This is a genomic window from Staphylococcus sp. aM (genome assembly GCF_052975125.1).
Window position 1 is genome coordinate 1912139 of the sequence record NZ_CP121447.1, and the last position, 24247, is coordinate 1936385.

26 protein-coding genes and 1 pseudogene are annotated in these 24247 nt (G+C 32.3%); 4 read left to right on the forward strand and 23 right to left on the reverse strand.

Annotated elements, in window-relative coordinates:
* Positions 1–151 precede the first annotated feature (151 nt).
* The 3 genes from P7F85_RS09365 to P7F85_RS09375 form a co-directional block, all read right to left on the reverse strand.
* Positions 152–1360 (reverse strand): NAD(P)/FAD-dependent oxidoreductase, encoded by a 1209-nt coding sequence (locus P7F85_RS09365; RefSeq protein ID WP_447158544.1) that lies wholly within the window; start codon positions 1358–1360, stop codon positions 152–154.
* Positions 1361–1622: 262 nt separating this feature from the next.
* Positions 1623–1982 (reverse strand): HesB/IscA family protein, encoded by a 360-nt coding sequence (locus P7F85_RS09370; RefSeq protein ID WP_002466675.1) that lies wholly within the window; start codon positions 1980–1982, stop codon positions 1623–1625.
* 12 nt (positions 1983–1994) lie between these two features.
* On the reverse strand, positions 1995–2240 hold the full coding sequence (locus P7F85_RS09375) for a YuzB family protein (RefSeq protein WP_002466668.1): 246 nt from the start codon (positions 2238–2240) through the stop codon (positions 1995–1997).
* 329 nt (positions 2241–2569) lie between these two features.
* On the opposite strand from P7F85_RS09375, the gene P7F85_RS09380 reads away from it, so the two are divergent.
* Positions 2570–3634, forward strand: coding sequence for an NAD(P)/FAD-dependent oxidoreductase (locus tag P7F85_RS09380; protein WP_015365237.1), 1065 nt, complete (start codon positions 2570–2572; stop codon positions 3632–3634).
* 80 nt (positions 3635–3714) lie between these two features.
* Here P7F85_RS09380 and P7F85_RS09385 read toward each other — a convergent pair whose 3' ends face one another.
* Positions 3715–4029: a YuzD family protein gene (locus P7F85_RS09385; protein ID WP_002466665.1), complete on the reverse strand. Its 315-nt coding sequence runs from the start codon at positions 4027–4029 to the stop codon at positions 3715–3717.
* Positions 4030–4128: 99 nt separating this feature from the next.
* Between P7F85_RS09385 and P7F85_RS09390 the strand changes: the two genes are divergently transcribed.
* Positions 4129–4371, forward strand: a complete 243-nt coding sequence (locus P7F85_RS09390) for a NifU family protein (RefSeq protein WP_002433501.1) — start codon at positions 4129–4131, stop codon at positions 4369–4371.
* A 111-nt stretch (positions 4372–4482) separates the two neighbouring features.
* Here P7F85_RS09390 and P7F85_RS09395 read toward each other — a convergent pair whose 3' ends face one another.
* The gene (locus tag P7F85_RS09395; RefSeq protein WP_046464297.1) at positions 4483–5319 is read right to left on the reverse strand and encodes a LysR family transcriptional regulator; all 837 of its coding nucleotides are present in this window, start codon (positions 5317–5319) and stop codon (positions 4483–4485) included.
* 122 nt (positions 5320–5441) lie between these two features.
* Between P7F85_RS09395 and P7F85_RS09400 the strand changes: the two genes are divergently transcribed.
* Complete coding sequence (locus P7F85_RS09400) at positions 5442–6434, forward strand: YeiH family protein (RefSeq protein WP_002466669.1); 993 nt, start codon at positions 5442–5444, stop codon at positions 6432–6434.
* 64 nt (positions 6435–6498) lie between these two features.
* On the opposite strand, the gene dltD is transcribed toward P7F85_RS09400, so the two are convergent.
* The 8 genes and pseudogenes from dltD to P7F85_RS09440 form a co-directional block, all read right to left on the reverse strand.
* The gene (gene dltD / locus P7F85_RS09405; protein WP_002466667.1) at positions 6499–7698 is read right to left on the reverse strand and encodes a D-alanyl-lipoteichoic acid biosynthesis protein DltD; all 1200 of its coding nucleotides are present in this window, start codon (positions 7696–7698) and stop codon (positions 6499–6501) included.
* A complete protein-coding gene (dltC, locus tag P7F85_RS09410; protein WP_002433359.1) occupies positions 7695–7931 on the reverse strand; it encodes a D-alanine--poly(phosphoribitol) ligase subunit 2 in 237 nt (78 codons plus the stop codon). Before dltC ends, dltD begins: the two co-directional genes overlap by 4 nt.
* 17 nt (positions 7932–7948) lie before the next feature.
* Positions 7949–9163, reverse strand: a complete 1215-nt coding sequence (dltB, locus tag P7F85_RS09415) for a D-alanyl-lipoteichoic acid biosynthesis protein DltB (protein ID WP_002466671.1) — start codon at positions 9161–9163, stop codon at positions 7949–7951.
* The gene (dltA, locus tag P7F85_RS09420; protein WP_046464296.1) at positions 9160–10617 is read right to left on the reverse strand and encodes a D-alanine--poly(phosphoribitol) ligase subunit DltA; all 1458 of its coding nucleotides are present in this window, start codon (positions 10615–10617) and stop codon (positions 9160–9162) included. The genes dltB and dltA overlap by 4 nt, the downstream gene beginning before the upstream one ends.
* A 14-nt stretch (positions 10618–10631) precedes the next feature.
* On the reverse strand, positions 10632–10784 hold the full coding sequence (locus P7F85_RS09425) for a teichoic acid D-Ala incorporation-associated protein DltX (protein ID WP_002466673.1): 153 nt from the start codon (positions 10782–10784) through the stop codon (positions 10632–10634).
* Positions 10785–11141: 357 nt separating this feature from the next.
* Positions 11142–12104: pseudogene (locus P7F85_RS09430) on the reverse strand (2-hydroxyacid dehydrogenase).
* Positions 12105–12127: 23 nt separating this feature from the next.
* Positions 12128–12907, reverse strand: coding sequence for a TIGR01457 family HAD-type hydrolase (locus P7F85_RS09435; protein WP_015365240.1), 780 nt, complete (start codon positions 12905–12907; stop codon positions 12128–12130).
* Between the two features lie 2 nt (positions 12908–12909).
* Positions 12910–13341, reverse strand: coding sequence for a DUF86 domain-containing protein (locus P7F85_RS09440; protein WP_002466677.1), 432 nt, complete (start codon positions 13339–13341; stop codon positions 12910–12912).
* 105 nt (positions 13342–13446) lie between these two features.
* Here P7F85_RS09440 and P7F85_RS09445 point away from each other — a divergent pair, with 105 nt between their 5' ends.
* On the forward strand, positions 13447–13713 hold the full coding sequence (locus P7F85_RS09445; RefSeq protein WP_002466670.1) for a DUF3055 domain-containing protein: 267 nt from the start codon (positions 13447–13449) through the stop codon (positions 13711–13713).
* A gap of 74 nt (positions 13714–13787) precedes the next feature.
* On the opposite strand, the gene P7F85_RS09450 is transcribed toward P7F85_RS09445, so the two are convergent.
* From P7F85_RS09450 to P7F85_RS09495, 10 genes are all read right to left on the reverse strand, one after another.
* Entirely contained in the window at positions 13788–14162 is a 375-nt protein-coding gene (locus P7F85_RS09450; RefSeq protein WP_002466674.1) for a YutD family protein, read from the reverse strand.
* Between the two features lie 190 nt (positions 14163–14352).
* Positions 14353–15270: a lipoyl synthase gene (gene lipA / locus P7F85_RS09455; RefSeq protein ID WP_002466676.1), complete on the reverse strand. Its 918-nt coding sequence runs from the start codon at positions 15268–15270 to the stop codon at positions 14353–14355.
* A gap of 84 nt (positions 15271–15354) precedes the next feature.
* The gene (locus tag P7F85_RS09460; protein WP_002466666.1) at positions 15355–16674 is read right to left on the reverse strand and encodes a bifunctional metallophosphatase/5'-nucleotidase; all 1320 of its coding nucleotides are present in this window, start codon (positions 16672–16674) and stop codon (positions 15355–15357) included.
* Positions 16675–16765: 91 nt separating this feature from the next.
* Positions 16766–17593, reverse strand: coding sequence for a sulfite exporter TauE/SafE family protein (locus tag P7F85_RS09465; RefSeq protein ID WP_002466672.1), 828 nt, complete (start codon positions 17591–17593; stop codon positions 16766–16768).
* A 13-nt stretch (positions 17594–17606) separates the two neighbouring features.
* Complete coding sequence (locus P7F85_RS09470; protein ID WP_002466678.1) at positions 17607–18455, reverse strand: DUF72 domain-containing protein; 849 nt, start codon at positions 18453–18455, stop codon at positions 17607–17609.
* 161 nt (positions 18456–18616) lie between these two features.
* Positions 18617–19687 carry an NAD(P)H-dependent flavin oxidoreductase gene (locus P7F85_RS09475; protein WP_002466686.1) on the reverse strand — a complete coding sequence of 357 codons (1071 nt, stop codon included), beginning with the start codon at positions 19685–19687 and terminating at the stop codon, positions 18617–18619.
* Between the two features lie 14 nt (positions 19688–19701).
* Positions 19702–20730: a hemolysin family protein gene (locus P7F85_RS09480; RefSeq protein WP_002466682.1), complete on the reverse strand. Its 1029-nt coding sequence runs from the start codon at positions 20728–20730 to the stop codon at positions 19702–19704.
* Positions 20731–20953: 223 nt separating this feature from the next.
* A complete protein-coding gene (gene sufB / locus P7F85_RS09485; protein ID WP_002450844.1) occupies positions 20954–22351 on the reverse strand; it encodes a Fe-S cluster assembly protein SufB in 1398 nt (465 codons plus the stop codon).
* Positions 22352–22524: 173 nt separating this feature from the next.
* Positions 22525–22986 carry a Fe-S cluster assembly sulfur transfer protein SufU gene (gene sufU / locus P7F85_RS09490; RefSeq protein ID WP_002450845.1) on the reverse strand — a complete coding sequence of 154 codons (462 nt, stop codon included), beginning with the start codon at positions 22984–22986 and terminating at the stop codon, positions 22525–22527.
* Positions 22976–24226, reverse strand: a complete 1251-nt coding sequence (locus P7F85_RS09495) for a cysteine desulfurase (protein WP_171001917.1) — start codon at positions 24224–24226, stop codon at positions 22976–22978. Before P7F85_RS09495 ends, sufU begins: the two co-directional genes overlap by 11 nt.
* Between the last annotated feature and the right edge of the window lie 21 nt (positions 24227–24247).

Consider the following 24247-nt stretch of genomic DNA (forward strand, 5'->3'; position numbering starts at 1 on the left):
TCCTTTTGATAACTAATTCAAATCAACTACCTTTATAAGTGATACTCTTTAAAGCCACTCTTTATATAGTCGTAAAAACTATTATTTATATATAAGCATACAAAAAAGCCTCCAAACTTTTAAGTAAGGAGGCTTCATTTATCATAAAAAGTTAGAATTTACCTTTTTTGAATGCAAGACCTACGCCACCGATTTTAAATACGGCACGAGTGTCGATAACTTTCTTCATGAATGCAGCTTTTTTACCAGTAATATCTTTACCGTAAACAATACCTACACCATCATGAGAACCTAATGAACATACTGTACCACGATCAACATATTCAAATTCTTCTTTAGCTTCGCCATTTAAGATATGTTTGATGTTTTTAGCAACATGTTCACCTTGTTGCATTGCGATTTGAGCTGTTGTTGGTAATGGACGTTCTTCACCAGCTGGGATGAATGCAGAAACATCACCGATAACAAAGATATCATCATGACCTGCAATAGTAAGGTCTTGATTAGTTACAATACGGCCACGTTTAACGCCTTCAAATGATTCTTCCATTAAGTGGCTACCACGTACACCTGCAGTCCATACTGATGTACCTGCTTCTAATTGTTGTTTTTTACCATTTACTTCTACTACGAAACCTTTTTCGTTACAAGCAACGATTGGTGTAGCAATTTTAAATTCTACGCCACGGTTTTCTAGGTAGTTTACAGCATGGTTAACTAAGTCATCTGAGAACATTGGTAACATTTTAGGTGCTGCTTCAACACAAGTGATTTTCACTTTGTTTTGGTCAATACCATATTTGCTACATAATTCAGGAATTCGATCAGTTAATTCACCTAAGAATTCGATACCAGTAAATCCAGCACCACCAACTAAGATTGATAAATCTTTGTCGTCTTTCTCTTTAGAAGCTGCATAATTAGCGAATTTATCTTCGATATGACGAGATAATTGACGCGTAGTTAAAACATTTTCAATTTGGAAAGCGTGATCTTTCATTCCGTCAATACCAAATGTTTCACTAACAAATCCTAATGCTACAACTAAGATATCGAAATCATAGATGCCTTTGTCAGTTTCTACTTTTTTAGCATTACGGTCGATTTTAGTAACTTCCGCAGTTACGAAGTTCACTTTGTCTTTTTTCAATACACTTTCAACTGGGTATAATAAATCTTCATAATTAATTGTACCTGCTGAAGCTTCATGTAACCAAGTTGCTTCGTAATGATAATCATTTTTGTTAATTAGAGTGATTTCCGCTTCTTCTGCAGAAAGTTCTTTTTGTAATTTAGTAACAGTTTGTAAACCTGCATAACCCGCACCTAAAACTAATACTTTTTTACGTTCTTGAGCCATTGTTTTCACCTAAGCTTTCATAATATTTTAACTCCAGTGTAACATACTTAAAAATACACGAACTTTAATTAAAGTCTTGCTTTTTAACCACGTCAACACAGTAATTATTACGTCTTTTTTCTTTAAGCTATATCTCGTGAAGTTCACAGAAAAGACAATATTTAATCCAAGTTTAATTCTATAGCTTTTACACAATATTTTCAAGCGACAATAGTCTACTTTGTGAAAAATTTAATTTATTGGATTAAAACCGTCATATCGCCTAGCAATCTTCTGGATTACCTGCAACTTTTGCAGTTCTAAATGAACTACCGCAACCACATGAAGCAATAGCATTTGGATTATCAATTTGGAATCCGCCACCCATTAGTGATTGTTTAAAATCGATTGTAGTACCGTTTAACACTGGGGCATCATGTTTATCTACTAATACTTTCAAACCAAAGAATTCTAATACTTCATCGTTTTCACCTGGTTCAGCTTCTGCTGACATACCATAAGTCAATCCTGTGCATCCACCACCATTGACTTTAATTTTAAGATAACCATCAGGCATATCATTACTTTCTAACATATCTTTTACTTCATATGCTGCCGCTTCAGTTAAAATAACTGTTTGCATTGCCATAACCTCCTATAATAAATTCGTAAAATCATTTTCTTCTATATGTTTATATATATTATTTAACAAATCGTCCGGTGTATCTCCTTCAACAATATCACCATCGACCAGTGCATACAAGCCGTCGGAGCATATACCACAATTTTGTAAGCATCCGTATTCTAATACATCTACATCGGGATCATTTTCTAACTTTTCATAAACTACATCTCCACCTTTAGCCATATTGGAAATGCAGAATTCAACTAACGGAAACATACGACACCCTCTCTATTACAATAGTTATAATATTATAACAAACAACAAGTTAATATGACTATCATTGAGCTTAAAATGTTAAAAATAGAAAAATTTGCTAATAAAACAATTTATTCTATTTAATTCGATATATATTTGTAGTCAATTTGAAAAACCGATATAATAATCATATAAATACATAGTCATATAAGATAAGATGGTTAAAGTTTTGTTCATTTCCATCATTTTTTTGGGCAAAAATGCTTAATATGACATTAGTCTGAAGGGCAATATTGAAATTAATGCTCTTATTTATAACATGATTTTTTAGGATAAAGGGGTATACTAAAATGAAAAACATTGTTTTATTAGGCGGGGGTTACGGTAATATGCGTATTATGTCTCGTATATTGCCTAATGCATTACCAGAAGGATACAGGTTAACTCTTATTGACCGTATGCCATTCCATGGTTTAAAACCAGAATTTTATGCACTAGCTGCTGGTACAAAATCAGATAAAGATGTACGTATGTCATTTCCAAATGATGCTAATATCAATACAGTTTATGGGGAAATTAATGATATTAATTTAGATGAGCAAATCATCTCAGTTGGCAATTCAAAAGTGGATTATGATGAGTTAGTTATCGGCTTAGGTTGTGAAGATAAATATCATAACGTTCCAGGTGCAGATACGCATACACACAGTATTCAAACCCTTTCGAAGGCACGTGATACTTTTCATAGTATTAGTGAATTACCTAAAGGTGCTAAAGTTGCTATTGTTGGTGCTGGGTTGAGTGGTATTGAATTAGCTAGTGAATTACGTGAAAGTCGTGCAGATTTAGAAATATTACTATACGATCGTGGCCCACGAATATTACGAAATTTCCCGGAAAAACTTAGTAACTATATTTCAAAATGGTTCTCTAAACACGATGTTACTGTAGTGCCAAACTCAGTCATTGATAAAGTTGAACCTGGACAAATCTTTAATAATGGTGTTCCTGAAAATGTCGATTTAGTCGTTTGGACTGCTGGTATTCAACCAGTTGAAGTAGTAAGAAACTTACCTATAGATATCAACAATAACGGCCGTGTCATTTTAAATCAGTATCACCAAATTCCTACTTATCCAAATGTTTATGTTGTTGGAGACTGTGCAGATTTACCACATGCGCCTAGTGCTCAATTAGCAGAATTACAAGGTGAACAAATCGCTGACGTCATGAAAAAGCAATGGAATAATGAACCATTACCTGAAAAAATGCCAGAACTTAAAGTACAAGGTTTCTTAGGCTCTCTAGGTGATAAACAAGGATTTGCATATATTATGGATAGAACTGTTACGGGACGTCTCGCTTCTATCTTAAAATCAGGTGTCCTGTGGTTATATAAATATCATAATGGCTAAAATAAACACAAGGGACAGTGAAATCATTTCAATTGGTTTCACCGTCCCTATTTTTAATATCCTATGATATCTTTCCATATTTAAAAATGTTGATCTACAAATTGAGTAATCTTCTTCGTTTGAATATAACCATCTGCTACATATTCATCGTTCATTGTGATCAAAGGATAAAATAATTCATCTTCTTGAATACGTTCAATAAATTGTTGATCGTGATCTGTTAAATTTTCTGTATCCTTTTCAATATCAATATAAGTAAATTCAAAATGATGTTGTGGAAATTTTCTTTTTAATAATGGTTGTATCCATTCAAATGTATCTTTTGATGTCGGTGCATTCACACAACTCGCACATACCACATCTGCCCCATAAACAACAACACTTACTTTAGTCATTGAAATCCCTCGTTTTGATTTATAGATTTTTCTTTCTTAATCTATTATAATGTACTAATAATGATAATGAAATAATTTACTTGAAAGGAGACATATCTCATGCCTACTGAGAATGCGACAATGTTTGATCAAGTAGCTGAAGTAATAGAACGTTTACGTCCATTTTTATTACGTGATGGTGGCGACTGTACGTTAGTTGATGTTGAAGACGGCATCGTTAAATTACAATTACATGGTGCTTGTGGTACTTGCCCGAGCTCAACAATAACATTAAAAGCTGGTATTGAACGTGCGTTACACGAAGAAGTACCTGGCGTTATCGAAGTTGAACAAGTATTCTAATGTTTTTCGTTAGTGAAATATAAAGATATAATATAAAATGATTGATTTCGTTTTATCCCATCAACGGATGATTAATCCATTGATGGGTATTTTTGTATTATTTTGCATTGTTTATTCTTCATATCGACATTGAAATAATTCAATCAAAGCATTTAAATTATTATCTTGATATTTATCTTTATGCTTTATGAGATAAAAATTTCGAAAGACGTCTAACTTAACAGCACCTAAAACATTATGATGTTCTTCGTCTAATACAGATTTAGAAATCACAGTAAATCCCTTTCCAGCTTTTACCATATCAACGATAACTTGATTACTATTAATTTCCACTAAATATGGATGTAATGATAAGTTAGTTAGCCCAATTTCTTGATAAATTCTTGTACCTGATCCTTGTTCTCGAACAAAGCAAATTTGTTTCTCATTAAAGCCTACTTTTTGATTGTAAATTAACACCATTTCATCTTGTGCTATGCATGCTAAATCAATGGTATTGTTTTGAATTTCTCTTTCTACAATTCCAATGTCTACAACGTTGTGTTTAACATTATTTAATACCGTATCTGAATTGGTTAAATAAGCATTTACATGTAATTCTGGATATTGGTTAGCCATTTCTATTAATTTTTGTGATAAATATTGCTCACCATATGTATAACTACTGCCTAAAGATAGTTCACCCGCTACTTCTTTTCTATCATTCTTTAAATTTTGCCAAAGTTCCTGCTCTATATTTTCACGTTGCAGTGCATATTTTAAAATCTTCTCTCCATCTGATGTTAGGCGGATAGATGGTCTAGTAAATTCAAAAATTTTAACATTATACATAGTTTCAAGTCGTTTAATGTCACGGCTAATAGATGGCTGTGAGGTGTACAGACGCTCTGCTGCCTTTGTAAAATTCGATGTCTTAACAACTTCTATTAATACTTTATATGGATCCATAGATATTCCCCTTTTAAAATTCCATTTTCATCATATCGTTTTCGTTATATATACTATATCAAAGATTTATTTAACATTATAACATTGCAATGCTAAACTTTCTCGTATGGGAGGAACGTCATATGATTCAACAGAAGCATAAAAATTTTATCATGGGTATCTTATTTACATTTGGCATTGCGATGTTAAGTCTTGCTTTATCTAAATTACCTATACTCACACATGTCGGTAGCTTATCTATTGCAATACTTATTGCAATATTATACCGCCACTTTAAAGGTTATCCAGATCAATACAAAGTTGGTATAACATTTTCATCTAAACGCCTATTGAAAATTGCTATCGTCTTTTACGGTCTCAAGTTGAATATCGATGAAATCTTAGGACATAGTGGCCCACTGTTAATAATGGATGCAGGAATAATCATCTTTAGCATTGTTATGACATATGCCTTAAGTCGTTTGTTTAAAGCTGAGACGTCAATTACTACTCTATTAGGTGTCGGTACTGGTATTTGTGGGGCAGCAGCTATAGCGGCTATTGCACCTGTAATAAAATCTAAGGATAAAGATATTGCCATTAGTGTTGGTATTATCGCATTAGTCGGCACTGTCTTTTCATTATTTTATACTTTAATCTATTCAATTGTTCATATGTCATCTATCCATTTTGGTATTTGGTCTGGTACAAGTTTACATGAAATTGCTCAAGTTGTTTTAGCCGGAAATTATGCTGGTATTGATTCATTAAAAATTGCTTTATTAGCTAAATTAGGACGGGTATTTCTACTAATACCTGTGATTATCATTTTTATACTGTGCGTTAAATATAAAAATAAGGATAGCGAACAATCACATCGTATCGATTTCCCTTATTTTTTAATTGGTTTTATTGTAATGGCATTAATTAATACATATATTCCACTTCCATCAATTCTAATAAAAGTATTAGAAATCATAACCAATATCTTCTTACTAATGGCGATGGTAGCACTTGGATTAAATGTTTCTTTTAAAGATTTAAAATCTAGAGCATTAAAACCCTTATTCATTATTATTATCGTATCTATTTGCTTATCGATCATAAGTTACTTTGTCACTCAAAACTTATTCTAAAAAACGCCTTTCAAGATATTTATGATGATATTTATCATCATTGATACTTGAAAGGCGTTTATTATTATTTGTTATCTTCTTGATGCTTATGTTTATCTTTGTGATCAACTTTAGGTTGTTTGTCATCGTTCATATGTTTGGCAATTTGTTGGTCAACATAGACCCAACCTTTCCATCCTATATGAACAGCATCGCTAATAACATATTTTTCATAGTCTTTATCTGACATATCATATATTTTACCGCCATTATCAACGACAGTAGAATGTATTTTTTTATAGACTGCTTGACGTCTATCACTATCAATACCAATATGATCGTACCATTTACCATTCGAAGGAATGCTTACATACTGCACATCTGCGCCAGCTTTATTCATTGTTTGAACGAGTAATTTTAAGTCTTGGAACTCAGGAGAGTTAACGTTAAATTCATAATCACGTTTGATTTTACGTTTATTTTCTTTGATTAATTTCCAATATGGATCTCTAATATGATATTGATTAGATTTCGTATTATCTTTACCGATTTCTTCTGCTTTATTTCTCATTTGACTCCATGATGCTTTTTCATCTGTTACAGGATCAACATGAGACAATGGTGGTTTAGTGAAAGAGAATAATGATTTAATTGCTTCAATCTTAATTAATTGATTTTCTTTAAATGCTGAGATGTAATTCCCAGATACATGATTCGGATCTTTCGCAACTTGTTTTAAATAATCTTTATTATGAACATGTGGGAATTGTAACAAACGTTTAGCAAAACGTTGTTTCAAATCTTCCGGCATATCCTTTTGATTAAACATTTGGTTAATTTGTGTTTGTGACATACGTGCATCAAAGTTTTGGTTAGTTAATCCATGATTAGTAAACCATTGTGGTGAGATAATAAAAGTTAATTTTTTACCTTTTAAATTATCATATTGAGACGCAAGTTCCACTGCATTAATCAAATCTGTTGATCCACCAGTACCTAATAGAAATACATTTTTGTCAGAATTATGTTTATTCAATGCAATTGCTGGATTGAATGGATCATCTTTACCTAATTCACTAGAACCATAAATAGGATAGTATTTATCTGACTTATAAAGTTGATTTTGAATGAGCGTGCCTTTTAATACTTGATCTGTTAATGAAATTCTATTATTAGCAAGCGTTTTATCAGATATTAATCCTGTAAACAACTGTGCTGGTAACAGGACGAATATGATAAAAATAACGCCACTAATTAGAATTGGTAAAAAAGGTTTTAATTTCATCGTAGTTCTTCTAATGCTTCCACAATTTTATTTGGTGTAGCCCACTCATCACGGTCAAAGTCCATAATTGATACTTCGATATCTAATTTATTTTGAATTTCTAATAATAAACCTACAGTTTGGAAAGAATCAATAATACCTTCTTCGAAAATTTCTACATCAGGGTTCTCTTTTACGATATCGTTTTCTGCAACCTCTGCTAATAAATCTAATACTTGATCTCTAAATTCCATAATTAATTACTCCTTTATTAAATAAATTTACCTGAGAAAATTAAAAAGCCAAACGCAACAAAATGGAAAGTAATCACAACACTTAATGCTGTAGTCCATTTATTTTGCCAACGTGGAGGATGTTGTTTTCTCCATTTTTCATAATAACCATAACCTATAAATAGTGCTGCATGGTATAAACCATATACAATATAGTAAACTTCTAAACCGTGCCAAATCCCCATAATAAAGAAATTAAGGAAGAATGCAATATTGGACATTGCTAATTGACTCTTAAACATCTTTTTACGAGACATATAAAATAAAGATCTCATATAAATACAGTCTCTAAACCAGAATGATAATGTCATGTGCCATCTATTCCAGAAGTCTTTAATATTTTTGGATTGGAATGGTTTATTAAAGTTAGGTGGTGTTTTAATTCCATATAAATAACTAAGCGCTATAGCAAATAAACTATAACCTGCAAAGTCAAAGAATAGATAAAAGCTATATGCATACATATATAACCACATATGTGTGAATCCATGTAAATTCATTTGTAATGGATTAATTGCATATACTTGAATGAAATAGGCAATAATATATTTATATAAAAAGCCTATCATAATCATGTGGATTGCTTTTAATACTAATTCTCTATATTCCCCACCAGTTGGAACCTTTTTATCATCTTTAACAAATCGTTTATATCTGTCAATTGGTCCAGAAGAAATAGTTGGGAAGAATGAAATAAACTGGATTAATTTACCCACTTTAATCTCTTTAATAGACCCATCACGAATTTCCATAATTAATTGAACACTTTTAAATGTAACATAAGATATTCCAAGGAATCCTACAAACTCAATTAATTTACTTTCATGGAAATGAATTTGGTGGCCACCTAGCCATGTACTTTGTAATACTTTAACTAATGCTAAAGGTAATATAGACAGAATCATGATAGTTACAAATTTTGCAAATGTGTTATTTTTCTGTCTAGATTTATAATAAAACATGATTAGGCCAACTTGCCAAATAATATATATGATAAAACTTATTAACTGTACGCTTAGGTACTTTTGTCCAAACAAATTATGCTTATCTGAAGAAAAGATAAGTACAATCATAATTGCTGTACTAATACCGTTATATATATAGCTTCGCTTACCTAAAAAGCCAAGAATAATAACAGGAATAAGTACGATAAATGATATTAGGAAGAATGTAAATGTGCCATAAGGTATCATCCGTTAACTACCTCAGCAATCTTCTTACGGTCAAGTTTACCATTAGATGTCAGTGGTAACTGCTCCATCCAAACAAACTTTCTCGGAATCATGTACTCTGGTAAGCGCGATTTCAATTCGTCTTTAATAGCTTTAGTCATTTGTCTCTCATCTTCAACTTCTTCTGTTGATACGACAGCACCAATTAAATGAATAACTTTATCATTTTTATAAACTGGCACTACAATCGCTTCTCGGATTAAGTCAGAATCACGTAATTGTGACTCTATTTCTTCTAATTCCATGCGATAACCGTTTAATTTGATTTGGAAGTCGATACGACCTTGTATGAACCATAAACCATTTTCTTCTTTTGCTTTATCACCTGTATGGTAAGTTCTTACTCTGTCCTCAAAATTAAACACAGCCACTGTTTTTTCTTCGTTTTTTAAATAACCAACACTGACGCTTTGACCTTGAATAACTAATTCGCCATCTTCAGTTGTCGTCAATTTAGTACCTGGTCTAGCCACACCTACTGGAAGTGGATTATATTGTTCTAGTACCTCTGGTGTAATTTGAATACTAGTCACTGCAACTGTAGCTTCTGTAGGCCCATACGTATTATAAATCGTTCCATTAGGGAAACGGTCTACTAATGCTTTAGCAGTTCTATGTCCTAAAATTTCTCCACAGAAGAAGAAATGATTCAAACTACCATATTGTTCCTCATTTAAAGTCGGTAATAATAAACACATTTCAATAAATGATGGTGTAGAAACCCAAATGTTAATCGGTGTCGCTTGTAACATATCATTTAATAATTTAGGTTTATTAATCATATCTTTATCAACTAGGTTTAATGTACCACCTGAAACTAAACATGGATAAATAGCCATTACTGATAAATCAAATGAAAATGGTGCTTGGTTTAACCACTCCTGGCCATTGCCAGATTTATTCAATGAATCCATCCATTCTGCAAATTCAACTAAACTTGCATATTCAATTTGTACACCTTTAGGTTCGCCTGTAGAACCTGATGTAAAGATTGTATATACAACGTCATTCGCCTTCATTTGGCTATCAAAAATTACAGGATCTTGTGAATTCTCAACGTTTTCAATTGTGATAACTTGAGCGTTATGTTGATCTAATGTGTAATCAGTCGTATTAAAGATATATTCAGGTTGTACTTTATCGATAATCATCTTCACACGTTCTTCTGGCACTGACTTATCGATAGGTACATATCCACATCCTGCTTTAATTGCACCAATCATACCTACAATCATGAATGGTGACATATGTCCAAATAGAATCATAGGTTGTCGACTGCCTTGTAGTTGATGTGCAAGTTTACTAGAAAATTCATCTAGTTGTTTATAAGTGATTTCATCAGTCGTATGTCTTACTGCAATTGCTTCTGGTTGTTGTTTACTTAATTGACTGAGAATATTAATAATATCTGTCATAGTTTTCTCCCTCATTAAAATTCATTATAAATGAAGTTATTCTGTGTATCTCCGCTTCCATAAATTAAATATAGTGCGATAAATATTGCTAAATATAACAATGTTAAAAGGTACGGCTTCATTGCTAGGTAATACTTATTCGTAGGTTCCTTACCTTTAGATTTCATTTGGCACCTCTCCTAAAATTTAAATATCTTTATTTCAAGCTATTAAGTATCCATAGTCTCTTTAAATAGCTCTGATATATAATTAATTATTTATATTTTATTTTTATAATTCATTATACTCATTCTTCGGCTGAAATTCAAAACAATTTTTAAACATTGAACGCTTATCTGTTTATACCAATGTCTTGATATACCTCTTATGCATGAGTAATTATTTACTGAATATTATTATTCTAAATCTTAAGCGTGAATTAAACAATTACAGACCATATAACAAAATTGTTAGATTAACAAAAATTCAATCAAAAAAGCTTATTTACTTTACGTAATTAGTAAACAAGCTTTGTTCTAAGTTATTTAACTTGATACAGGCGTTATGGCTGGTTCGTTATTAAGAACCGCTTTAATATTATCTACACACAATTGTACCATGCGGTCTCGCGTATATTCTGACGCACTTCCAATATGTGGGACAATCACTACATTAGGCATTTTAAGTAGTGGGTGTTGCTCTTCAATTGGCTCTTGCTCTAACACATCTAATCCACATGCCAAGATTTGCCCAGTATTCAATGCATGTACTAAATCATTTTCATTCACAATTGCACCTCTACCGATATTGATAAAAATGGCATCTGCTTTCATTTTTGCAAAAGCTTCGGCATTGAATTTATATTTAGTTTCGTCCGTCAATGGCGCAGTACAAACAACAAAATCACTTTTCTATAATAGTTCTTCAAAGAATACAAATGTTGCATTATAATCACGCTCTGCATCTTCATGTCTCGAACGATTATGATAAAGGACGTTAGTATCGAATCCTTTTAAACGTTTGGCAAATGCTTTTCCAATGTCTCCCATTCCGAATATACCAACTGTTGAACCATATACATCTTTACCTGATAATAAATATGGTCCCCAACTTTTCCATTGACCTTCTTGAACATATTTCTCAGCTTCAACGATACGACGTGCAGTTGCCAACATTAATGTGAAACCTAGTTCTGCAGTTGTCTCAGTAAGTACTTCCGGCGTATTAGTAACTTTGATACCTTTTTGATTAGCTAAATTAACGTCAATATTATCATATCCTACCGCCATATTTGCAATTATTTTTAAATGTGGCGCATTCGCTAGACACGTTTCATCTATTGTTTCACTTAATGTTATAAAGCATGCTACAGCATCTTGTAATTCTGCTAAAAATTGATCTCTCGGCATAGGTATTAATGATTCATTCCAGACAACTACCTCTGCAATGTCTTCTAATTGTGTTATGAATTTTTGAGGAATTTGACGAGATACGACAATTTTATTCAATATAAAATCTCCTCTATATAAATTTATTTTTCTAATGCACTAATAGTTTCATTTAAATCTTTAAATGAATATGTTGGTGGCACATCTTTTGTTTGAATTTCATCAAATGTTGTTACACCTGTTTGTACATGTATCGTATCAATACCAACATTGATACCTGACATAATATCCGTGTCATATAAATCACCAACCATGGCTACATCCTGTTTATCAAGTTGTAATATATCTAATGATTTTTCCATGATAATTGTTTCCGGTTTACCGATGAATTGTGGTTGAACACCAGTAGAAACTGTTACAACACTTGTTATCGCACCATTACCAGGTAAAAAGCCACGTTCTTTTGGTATTGAAACATCTGGATTAGTTGAAATAAATGTTGCACCTTTTCTTACTGCAAGTGTTGCAATCGCAAGCTTTTCATATGTTACATTTTCATCTAAACCAATGACAACATAATCTACATTTTCATCTTCTTTAACTACAAGACCAGCTTCAGTTAGAGCAGTATGTAAACCTTCTCCACCTAACATGTATACAGAAGCACCTGGTGATTTTTCTGAGATATAATCTGCAGTTGCTAATGCAGACGTAACCACCTCATTTGCAGTTGCATTAATGTTCATTTCATGTAATTTTGCTGCGACCTGTTCAGGTGTTTTTGTTGAGTTATTTGTTACATATAAATGAGGGATTTGATTTTGATTTAAATAATCAATAAATTGACTTGCACCATCAATTTCATCAGTACCTTTATACATCGTTCCATCTAAATCAATTAAATATGCCTTGTAATGCTTCACGCTTAATTCTCTCCTTTACCAAATGCAGTAATTGGAACATTTTCATTATTTAAAAATTGCACGACCTCATCGATAAATTGTTTATAAAATGGTAATGCATGATCAAATAATGGTTCAATTTCCTTAGTATCTAGTTGAATGTAGTTGTGTGCAAATTGCTTTCTAACATCAACAGTTTGATTAATATGCTCTTGTGTCTCTTTTGAAATGACGTTTTCTAATTCTAAAATATCGATGACATCTTTATAATTACCTGGATCTCTTAAAATAAATCCATCAATAATCATATTGCCAATATCGACTGAAGATTCGATTAACATCTGTGCAATTCTTTCAAATGCATATTGATTTTTTTTATTTGTTTCATAATCATTCGTTAATTGTTGTAAGTAATTCAGTTTTTCTGAAAGTTTATCTTTGTCTACAAAATACATTCCTTAGTCACCTCTTATTATCTTAATCATATCACAACTTTGCAGTACACTTCATTTGTCGTTATACTAACTTTAGTAAATTTCGTATTAAAGGGGTCTTAAAAAATGATTGATATGTACTTATATGATGATGAAGAACAAAGCCAAGTTCAATTTGTGGGCTTTGTTGGAGAACATAGTCGATACGATTTGATGTTAGTACAAACAGATCGTCATTATGGAAAAACACTTGTCTTAAATATGCAGACTAATAAATTTGGTATCATAGGATCAGATGATATTGAAGAAGAAGGTTATATCGCTCATATTCTTGGCGTATCATCTGAAGAAGGCGATGAAATCATAGAATATCTTAATGAAGTTATTCAATAAAAATAAAGTAAATCTCCCTCTGCTTACGTTAGAGTATTTAGAGGGAGATCATTAATTTGATTATAGTTATATTATTATTTTTCAGTATCTTGGATTGTTGGTTGTATTTTGACATCATGTAATTTGTCTTCTTGATCTATAATTGCCGGGTCATCTATTCGTTGTTTTACTTCGATATTAGATAAATGCTTAACCACAAAATAAGGACACCCAAAATTACAATATTCCAATAAGTAGTCCTGAATACTTGAGAAGCGTTTACTGATTTCAGCTTTTTTATTTGTATCTTTATAGAAACCTTTTAAACGTAATTGATCGTATCCAAAGTCTCCAACGACATAATCATATTTATCTAATATATCTGAATATCTATTGGCAAATATCTCTTCATCGAAACACGCTCTATAATCTTCTATTAATTCAAAATATTGTTGTTCTACTTTTATCATTTTTTCACCTAATCCACTTCTCGAATGATTATGTCTCTATTTTAACAATTTTGACCTATAATATTCAATTTTACTCACTTTCATATACTGCATAGATAGTATTAAAAAACAAGAACCACTTCATTTATTCTCATAAAAAAGTGGTTCTATCAAAACATTCAACTTCATTTAATGAATGTCATTACTATGATTAGCTATTTAATTGTTCTTCACCTTGACGTTGTTTTTCTTTTGCAGCTTCATTAACTTGTTCGTCTGCATGATAAGAACTACGTACTAATGGTCCTGCTTGACAATGTTTAAATCCTTTTTCCATAGCTACTTTTCTCATTTTACCAAATTCTAATGGTGTATAATATTTTTCAACTTTTAAATGTTTACGTGAAGGTTGTAAATATTGACCTATAGTTAAAATATCTACATCATTGGCACGTAAATCATCCATTGTTTCATAAATTTCTTCCATTGTTTCCCCTAAGCCAACCATTAAACTTGATTTTGTAGGAATATCTGGTTGTAATTCTTTAGAACGACGTAAGAATTCTAATGTACGATCATATGTTGCACGAGCACGAACTCTAGGTGTCAAACGACGAACTGTTTCGATATTGTGATTTAAGATATCTGGTTTAGAAGCCATTAACGTTTCTAACGCGTCGTAGTCACCGCCCATGTCTGACGGTAAAATCTCAATTGTAGTGAATGGGTTTCTTGCTCTAACTTTTCTTACTGTTTCAGCATACACATTTGAACCTGCATCACGTAAATCATCACGCGCTACCGCAGTAATAACAACATGTTTTAAGTTCATTAATTCTACTGATTCTGCAACACGTTCTGGTTCATTTAAGTCTAATTCGTTAGGCAAACCAGTTTTAACAGCACAGAAACGACAAGCACGTGTACATACAGCTCCTAAAATCATAAATGTAGCAGTACGTCTTTCTCCCCAACACTCATGTATATTTGGACACTTTGCTTCTTCGCAAACAGTGTGTAAATTCTTTTCACGCATCATTTTCTTAAGGCCAGTATAGTTTTCGTTCGTGTTCAGCTTTATTTTCAACCAATCTGGTTTTCGTAGTATTTCCTCATTTTTTGTAGCCATAACAACGCATACCCTCCTGTTTAATCTCTCTCTATTTTATTATAACGAAATTAACCATAAATTAAAATCTAATCTATTGTTATTTTAAAATTCTAGTAACTTTTGTTTAAATATATCCCGTAAAAATTCGGGCATGATATATTCTGTTGGAAGTCCTTTTAACGATGGGAAATATCTACCAAATGTATACATATCTACTGTTCCTAGAATATAATATTCATCATTTTGTATTTCTTTTCCATCAACAAAATAACGTCCTTCTGATTCTATAAAGCCTAATCGATATAAAATATATCCACCAAAAATGTCTCCTCGGAAACCAAGACCTTGTGCATGCTCATGCAGATATTCTTGCTTTTGACTTTTAACAATAACTTTTTTAAGTTCTTCTCCAGTCAATTTTACTCTTACAACATTGATAGGATGAGGTAACATACGATGAATATCGAATTCCGTGATTTCATCCGCATCAATGCCTTTGACAATTAACCCTGCATTTATAATTGTACAATCCGCATTTGTGAATTCATAGACACTTTCTGCTAATAAATACGACGTTTTTGTGATCACATCTGTTTTATTATCTAACTTAAGCGGGTGATTCACAACTGGCGTACTCATCATCGACTTACCTTCCTCATCAAAATTGGTATTTACTTCTGGTAAGGTTTCTAATGGATGCAAACACGCAGTCTTACTTGTGACCTTATTATCTTCAATTGTTAAGTTCACTTCTCCCAAATAGTGTCCATATTTACCAGCTGCTGCCATTAATACACCATTATTCATTTGACCGTGATCAAAATGATGATGTGTATGACTACCAAGAATTAAATCAATTTCAGGAATTTCTTGGCATAATTTCTCATCAAAAAACACGCCTACATGACTCATTACAATTAACACATCATAATGTCCGTCGTTAGCCTTTATTTCATCTTTGATGGATTCAAGTGGATCTGTAACAACCCAATCCAAAGCTCTATAAAATGGTGTGAATGGTGCTGTTGCAGCTACAAATAATATGCGGACACCATCTATTTCTTTTATATATGATGATGCTATACGGTTAGGCAGATGTCCCTCTTCATCAAATACATTGGCACAAATCACTTCAAATTGTGCATTTGTATATAAATTTTGTAATGCCTCATGCGAAATTGTCATACCTTCATTATTACCTATTGTTGCAATATCACATTTAGCTTCATTTAATAATTCTATATTTTTCTTTCCTAGGGTTGCTTGCGTAATCGGTGCTGATAAATCAACATGATCACCTATATCCAAATATAGTGAGGGATGTTGAAGTTTTGAGCGATGTTCTGTCATATATGATTGAATACGTGTATATTCGTTTAAATGACTATGAATATCATTAGTATGGTATATTGTTAACTTCAAAATGCTTCCCCCTTTTTAAGTTGTTTTGTTAAGCCATTATATAATGTAACATGTATCGTAAAAATAAATAGATATATGTACTTTTAACATTTTAAATAATAGATTTAATAATTAAATATGCACCTATTAGCAACATTACAGTACGTAACAACATTACAACTGTATCAGACTTAATAGAATGATTGACCTTAACACCAATTTTAGCGCCTATATAACTTGAAATAATAAGTACAATTGAATAATCCCAAGCCACATGACCTTGAATGATATGACCAATGGAACTCATCACACTTGAAAAGAAAATCATCATCATACTCGTTCCAACTGCCACATGAGGTGGAAATCTAAAAACAATTAGCATTAACGGTGTCATTAATGCTCCACCACCAATACCAAAAAGTCCTGTAAGAATACCAATCAATAAGGTAGCAACAAAAGCAACTAATGGTGGAACGCTATAATGATAAGTTTTTCCTTCTGCATCTATATATGTTTTCTCATATTTTGGTTTGTTAAATATTTTAAATGGTTTAATTTTATGTCTTACCATTAACAATATGGCTACAAATATCATAAATATCCCAAAGTAGAGATTAAATGACTTTAATGTTAAATACTGACTTAAAAAAGAACCAATTAATGACCCGGGTAATAATCCAAATAAGAAAATAGAACCGTTTTTAATGTCAACTTGTTTCGTTTTTAAATAGCCTAATGAGGACGACAACCCAGTCACAATGAGAATGACAGAGGATGTCCCTATTGCGATTTGAGTAGTAATACCATGTAAAATACTATGATCTACTCCGAGATAGACTAATGTAGGTACAATAATGATGCCACCGCCAATACCTACTATTGAACCTATAATCGCTGACAATCCACCAATGATAATTAATAATAAAATTGTTAATAACATTTACTTTCGCCTCTTAGAATAATTTTAGTTGTTGTGGTGCGAGTCCTTCATAGTCAATACCGAGAATATTTTGATATGTTTTAGCATTTTGAGCTGCATGACCACCAGAGTTATTATTAAAAACAACGTATACTTTTTTAGCTTTTTGTTCTAAAATTTTAACCTTCTGTGCTAAATCCAGTAATTCTGTTTTATTATAATTGTATAGATATCTTACATCTCGCCATTCTTGATCGGTCATATCTTTTTTTGTCCAACCATGTACATTTCTTCCATGATATCTAACAAAAGCAATATCACTAGTTATTCTATTAACAAGTGGAATACTTGCATCTTTGACTTGGGGTTCATCTACAACCGCATGTATAATTTGATGTTCAGTTAAAAAGGACAACGTTTCCTCTTTAAATTGATCGTTAAACCAAGACTGGTGTCTGAATTCAACACACATTGGATAGTCTTGCAATTGTTGTTTAACATATAAAATATACTTAATATTTTGACTTGAACAATCAAACCATGGTGGAAATTGTACTAAAACCATTGCTAGTTTTTGACTTTCTTGTAATGGCGCCAACATTTCTTTAAATGCATCAAAGAGTTCTTGGCGTGTTTCTGAAAAATCTCTAAAATCTGCATGTAGCGTCAAAGCTTGATGTATTTTAACTACAAATTGAAACCTCTCTGGCGTTTCATTAATCCATTTCTTGATATTACGTTCTGGTTGAATCGCGTAGTATGATGCATCAAGTTCTACAATAGGAAAATGACTTGAATATGTTTTTAATTTATCTGATTTTCTAGCTAGATCTTCATATAATGTATCATGATCTCCCCAACCAGTTAGACCTATATTTATCATTTATATCACCAAATTAATGATACCACAGAATAAAACAACGATTCACTTTATCTATTTCAAATTTACAGATTCTTAGTAATCCATTATCAACTAACAGATTATGAATCTAATAATTAAAAAGCTCTCCCTTAATTATTTTAAGAGAGAGTTTGATTTAAGATTTATAAATTTGACATATCATTGATACGACTGACCATACGTTCTATTAAATCTGCAGCTTTTTGTTTTTCAGCTAATCTTGGTGATTGACCACTCCATATATGGGTTAGTTCACTTTCACCTTGTTGTACAGCAGCCTTTCTAATTTGAGCAGTTAACTGATTTTGTATCGGGTAATCTGGTATATCCCCTTGATATTCGTTCATTTCTTTAACGAATTGGTTATTAATACCACGAGCATTTTTGCCACTAAATACATTAGTGACCACTGTATCAGTCTCTTTACTTTTTAATATAGTGTCTTTAAGTAACTCGTTTGCTCCACTTTCATGAGAAGTTAAGAATGCAGTTCCCATTTGCACTCCTTGTGCTCCTAACATTAGACTGGCAAGTAAACCTCTTTCATCCATAATACCACCAGCTGCGACAACAGGTATAGATACATGGTCGACAATTTGAGGTACTAAAGACATTGTGCCAACCATTGGTTCAGTACTATGACCAATTTGTAAGAACGCTCCTCTATGCCCTCCCGCTTCACTTCCTTGTGCTACGACGATATCTATTCCTGCCTTTTCATTTTCTATAGCTTCTTCTACTGTTGTAGCTGTACCAATCAATATCACTTGATGTTCTTTTAACTTTTTAATAGTTAGCGCATCAGGGATACCGAATGTAAAACTACAGATTGGTACTTTATACTTAATAATCATGTTTACAGCTTCATTAAACTTTTGAGTTTCGTCAATGTTAACCACTGGTTCCTCTAAATGAAAAGCTCTTCTATACGGTTTTAACCATTCATTCATTTGATCGACCTGTAGTGGATTTACAGTGGCATTTTGATTAGGTACAAATAAATTGACACCAAACGGTTGAGAGGACTTTTCTTTTACTGCTTTAATTTCACTTTCCAACTTATCAATACTAAAATATCCAGCTCCTATAGTACCAAGTCCACCTTTTTCACTGACAGTAGCAACTAAAGATGCAGTAGTACTACCAGCCATACCTGCTTGTATAATGGGATATTGAATGCCTAATAAACGTGTTAACTTATTGTCATTCCACATTTTACTCACCTTTTCTAATTATTACGCTTTGTTTTATTGAGATAGGTTTGCTTTTCTAATTTTTCCTCTTCTTCTTTATCTAATTCGTCTTCGATTTCCATTCCTAGCAACTCTTCTATTAAATCTTCATGTGAAACAATTGCGTCTGTCCCTCCAAATTCGTCTAGTACGATTGCTAAATGTTTTCTAGAAACCGTCATTTTTCTAAGTACCCATTCAGCCCTATTATGTTCATTTACAAATAAGGGGTCTGATGAGAAATTAGTTATTGATTCGTATTTTTTCTTACTCCATGCTAATAGATATTTAGAATGGAATACACCTACGACATGATCTATATCCTCATCATAAATTGGATAACGTGTATATGGTTCATTCATTACTGTGTCATATGCTTCATCAAATGAAATATCTTTTGGAAATGCTACAACATTGACACGAGGCGTTGTATCTACATCCTTTATTTTAAGATTTTCAAAATCTAATACGCCTTTTAATCGATTCTGTTCTGTTTCATTAAATGCACCCTCACGTCCTGCAACAATCAACATTGTACGTATTTCTTCTTTAGAGTACTGATTATCATCAGATTTGTCATTTGAAAATGATTTACTAATTTTACTTGTAATAGTATTCAACATTTTTGTAATTGGTTTAAGAATGATAACAAATGTCCGAATGATTGGATATACAATACGTGAAGTTTTATCAGGATTCGCTGCTGCAATTGCTTTGGGTATCACTTCAGATACTAATACAATGATTATGATCATGATAATAATTGCAACTAATACATTAAATTGCATTTTAATAGCAAAGAGTGTTACAAGCACTGGTAATATGATATTACTTATATTTTTTATGATTAATATTGTAGTTATAAACTCACTTGGTTTATCTAATAATTGAGAAAGTTTTTGTGATCTTTGATTACCATTTTTCGCTTCAGTCTGAAATTTACTTTTGTTTGCTGCCGTTAATGCTGTTTCACTAAGTGAAAAAAAGAATGATACTAATAATAAGAATATGATAGCTATTATCATGAAGCATACCCCTTAGTCATACAAATTTTCTTTAATAATAATTAAAACATTCCCTTGAATATACTTTTATAAACTATTCAGTTCCTAGCGTTATCTTATAAATCATTTTTAATTAAAACTACCCAAATAAAAACTAGCCAATGGATTATTAAATCCATTGGCTAGCAATGACTGAGATTGATATCTCAAATTATATTAAACAATGTTCATCTATAAGTTATGTTTAACCAATAGATCCTTCCATTTCAAATTTGATTAATCTATTCATTTCTACTGCATATTCCATTGGTAATTCTTTTGTAAATGGTTCAATGAAGCCCATAACAATCATTTCAGTCGCTTCTTCTTCAGAGATACCACGACTCATTAAATAGAATAATTGTTCTTCTGATACTTTAGAAACTTTTGCTTCGTGTTCCAATGAAATATTATCGTTAAATACTTCATTATATGGAATAGTATCTGAAGTTGATTCATTATCTAAAATTAATGTGTCACATTCGATATTTGAACGTGCACCTTTTGCTTTACGTCCAAAATGAACAATACCACGATAGATAACTTTACCACCATTTTTAGAAATAGATTTAGAGACAATAGTCGAAGACGTATTCGGCGCTTTATGAATCATTTTAGCACCTGCGTCTTGAACTTGTCCTTTACCTGCAAATGCAATTGATAATGTGCTACCTTTTGCACCTTCGCCTAATAATACACAGTTAGGGTATTTCATCGTTAGCTTAGAACCTAAGTTACCGTCAACCCATTCCATATTACCATTCTCATGAACAAATGTACGTTTAGTAACTAAGTTATAAACATTATTTGCCCAGTTTTGAATTGTAGTGTAACGCACATGTGCATCTTTATGAACAATAATTTCAACTACTGCTGAGTGTAGTGAGCTTGTTGTATAAACTGGTGCAGTACAACCTTCTACATAGTTTACAGAAGCGCCTTCATCAGCAATGATTAATGTACGTTCAAATTGTCCCATATTTTCAGAGTTAATACGGAAATATGCTTGTAATGGTGTATCTAATTTAACGTTTTTAGGTACATAAATGAATGATCCACCTGACCAAACAGCTGAGTTTAATGCCGCAAATTTGTTGTCAGCAGCTGGAATAACTGTAGCGAAATATTCACGGAATAAATCTTCATTCTCACGTAATGCACTATCTGTGTCTTTGAAGATGATACCTTTTTCTTCTAATTCTTTTTCCATGTTGTGATAAACAACTTCGGATTCATATTGAGCAGATACACCTGCTAAATATTTTTGTTCAGCTTCAGGAATACCTAATTTATCAAATGTACGTTTGATTTCTTCAGGTACTTCATCCCATGAACGTTCAGTATGTTCTGATGGTTTTACATAGTAAGTAATGTCATCAAAGTCTAATTCTGATAAGTCGCCACCCCATTGAGGCATTGGCATTTTATAGAATAGTTTTAAAGCTTTCAAACGGAAATCAAGCATCCATTCAGGTTCATCTTTCATTTTTGAAATTTCTCTAACTATATTTTCAGTTAGACCTCGTTCTGATCTGAAAATGGAAACATCTTCGTCGTGGAAACCATATTTGTAATCCCCAACATCAGGTGCTTTTTTAGCCATTTCAATCACTCCTTATATATATTTAAACGTCATGCGTGAGATTTTTAATTACAAGTTTTAAATTGTTATCATATTATAACAACGATTAAGGAAAGTAAAAAGCCAACATGAATGATAAAATTCATTATCTAGTTCTTGTTTACCCGTTATGTCAGATAGAAACATCTCCAGTCTTATTCTTCGGTAGTCCCTTCTGATTTACCTTCTTTTTCAACTGTTCCTTTTTCGAGCGCTTTCCAAGCTAAAGTGGCACATTTAATACGTGCAGGGAACTGAGAAACACCTTGTAATGCTTCAATGTCTCCCATTTCTTCAGTTATTTCGTAGTCTTCACCTAACATCATTTTTGTGAATTCTTGACTCATTTGCATCGCTTCAGCTAATGTGTGACCTTTTACTGCTTCGGTCATCATTGAGGCACTGGACATAGAGATTGAACAGCCTTCACCTTCGAATTTGGCATCATTAATAACGCCATCTTCTATGTCAAAGGTTAGTCGAATACGGTCACCACATGTTGGATTATTCATATCAACTGTCATCGAACCATTGTCTAATACGCCCTTGTTTCTAGGATTTTTATAATGATCCATAATTACAGATCGATAAAGTTGATCTAAATTATTAAAATTCATAAGAGAAAAACTCCTTCGTTTGTTTCAATGCATATACAAATTGGTCGATGTCTTGCTTATTATTGTATACATAAAAGCTTGCTCTAGCAGTTGAAGATACGCCTAACCATTTCATTAATGGTTGTGCACAATGATGTCCTGCTCTGACCGCAACACCTTCTGTATCAACAGCAGTTGCAACATCATGCGGATGAATATCAGCTAAATTAAAGGTAATCACACCTGCACGTCTATCTTTAGGCGGACCGTAAATGTCTAAACCTTCAATTTCTGATAGTTGTTCATATGCATACTCTGTTAATTCTTTTTCATGTTGATGAATAGCATCGAATCCTAATTTTTCAATATAACGGATTGCTTCAGCTAAACCGATTGCTTGTGCAATTAAAGGTGTGCCTGCTTCGAATTTAGTTGGTAAATCTGCCCAAGTAGCATCATATTTACTTACAAAGTCAATCATATCGCCACCAAATTCAACAGGCTCCATGTCTTTAAGTAGTTCACGCTTACCGTACAACACACCGATACCTGTAGGACCTAACATTTTATGTCCACTAAAACTGTAAAAGTCTGCATCAATATCTTGCATATCTAATGCCATATGTGGTGCTGCTTGTGCACCATCAACACTAATAATAGCACCATGTTGATGCGCAATTTCTGCTATTGTTTTCACATCATTAATTGTCCCTAAAACATTAGAAACATGTGCGATAGCAACAATCTTAGTATTATCATTAATTGTCGCTTTAATGTCATCAATATTTAGTTCGCCTTGGTCTGTCATTGGAATGAATTTTAATGATGCTTTTTTACGTTTGGCAAGTTGTTGCCATGGCACAATATTAGCGTGATGCTCCATTTCAGTAACTACAATTTCATCGCCTTCTTCAACATTAGCATCACCATAGCTATGTGCAACAATGTTAATGGACGCTGTTGTTCCTCTTGTAAAGATGATTTCTTCAAAATATTTTGCATTGATGAAACGTCTTACCGTTTCACGAGCACTCTCATATCCATCTGTAGCTAAAGAACCTAATGTGTGAACTCCTCTGTGTACATTAGAGTTATAACGCTTATAATAATCATCTAATACATTTAATACTTGAACTGGTGTTTGGCTTGTCGCAGTTGAATCAAGATAAGCTAAACGTTTGCCATTAACTTGTTGCTCTAAAATCGGAAAATCTTTAATAACTTCATTAACGTCAAATGATTGTTCGGCCACTTTATTCACGACCTTTCTTTAATTAAAAAT

Excerpts from the sequence above, each read along its gene's own strand:
- P7F85_RS09365 (WP_447158544.1), bottom strand. The coding sequence starts at position 1,360 with ATGGCTCAAGAACGTAAAAAAGTATTAGTTTTAGGTGCGGGTTATGCA.
- P7F85_RS09370 (WP_002466675.1), bottom strand. The coding sequence starts at position 1,982 with ATGCAAACAGTTATTTTAACTGAAGCGGCAGCATATGAAGTAAAAGAT.
- P7F85_RS09375 (WP_002466668.1), bottom strand. The coding sequence starts at position 2,240 with ATGTTTCCGTTAGTTGAATTCTGCATTTCCAATATGGCTAAAGGTGGA.
- P7F85_RS09380 (WP_015365237.1), top strand. The coding sequence starts at position 2,570 with ATGAAAAACATTGTTTTATTAGGCGGGGGTTACGGTAATATGCGTATT.
- P7F85_RS09385 (WP_002466665.1), bottom strand. The coding sequence starts at position 4,029 with ATGACTAAAGTAAGTGTTGTTGTTTATGGGGCAGATGTGGTATGTGCG.
- P7F85_RS09390 (WP_002433501.1), top strand. The coding sequence starts at position 4,129 with ATGCCTACTGAGAATGCGACAATGTTTGATCAAGTAGCTGAAGTAATA.
- P7F85_RS09395 (WP_046464297.1), bottom strand. The coding sequence starts at position 5,319 with ATGGATCCATATAAAGTATTAATAGAAGTTGTTAAGACATCGAATTTT.
- P7F85_RS09400 (WP_002466669.1), top strand. The coding sequence starts at position 5,442 with ATGATTCAACAGAAGCATAAAAATTTTATCATGGGTATCTTATTTACA.
- dltD (WP_002466667.1), bottom strand. The coding sequence starts at position 7,698 with ATGAAATTAAAACCTTTTTTACCAATTCTAATTAGTGGCGTTATTTTT.
- dltC (WP_002433359.1), bottom strand. The coding sequence starts at position 7,931 with ATGGAATTTAGAGATCAAGTATTAGATTTATTAGCAGAGGTTGCAGAA.
- dltB (WP_002466671.1), bottom strand. The coding sequence starts at position 9,163 with ATGATACCTTATGGCACATTTACATTCTTCCTAATATCATTTATCGTA.
- dltA (WP_046464296.1), bottom strand. The coding sequence starts at position 10,617 with ATGACAGATATTATTAATATTCTCAGTCAATTAAGTAAACAACAACCA.
- P7F85_RS09425 (WP_002466673.1), bottom strand. The coding sequence starts at position 10,784 with ATGAAATCTAAAGGTAAGGAACCTACGAATAAGTATTACCTAGCAATG.
- P7F85_RS09440 (WP_002466677.1), bottom strand. The coding sequence starts at position 13,341 with ATGTATTTTGTAGACAAAGATAAACTTTCAGAAAAACTGAATTACTTA.
- P7F85_RS09445 (WP_002466670.1), top strand. The coding sequence starts at position 13,447 with ATGATTGATATGTACTTATATGATGATGAAGAACAAAGCCAAGTTCAA.
- P7F85_RS09450 (WP_002466674.1), bottom strand. The coding sequence starts at position 14,162 with ATGATAAAAGTAGAACAACAATATTTTGAATTAATAGAAGATTATAGA.
- lipA (WP_002466676.1), bottom strand. The coding sequence starts at position 15,270 with ATGGCTACAAAAAATGAGGAAATACTACGAAAACCAGATTGGTTGAAA.
- P7F85_RS09465 (WP_002466672.1), bottom strand. The coding sequence starts at position 17,593 with ATGTTATTAACAATTTTATTATTAATTATCATTGGTGGATTGTCAGCG.
- P7F85_RS09470 (WP_002466678.1), bottom strand. The coding sequence starts at position 18,455 with ATGATAAATATAGGTCTAACTGGTTGGGGAGATCATGATACATTATAT.
- P7F85_RS09475 (WP_002466686.1), bottom strand. The coding sequence starts at position 19,687 with ATGTGGAATGACAATAAGTTAACACGTTTATTAGGCATTCAATATCCC.
- P7F85_RS09480 (WP_002466682.1), bottom strand. The coding sequence starts at position 20,730 with ATGATAATAGCTATCATATTCTTATTATTAGTATCATTCTTTTTTTCA.
- sufB (WP_002450844.1), bottom strand. The coding sequence starts at position 22,351 with ATGGCTAAAAAAGCACCTGATGTTGGGGATTACAAATATGGTTTCCAC.
- sufU (WP_002450845.1), bottom strand. The coding sequence starts at position 22,986 with ATGAATTTTAATAATTTAGATCAACTTTATCGATCTGTAATTATGGAT.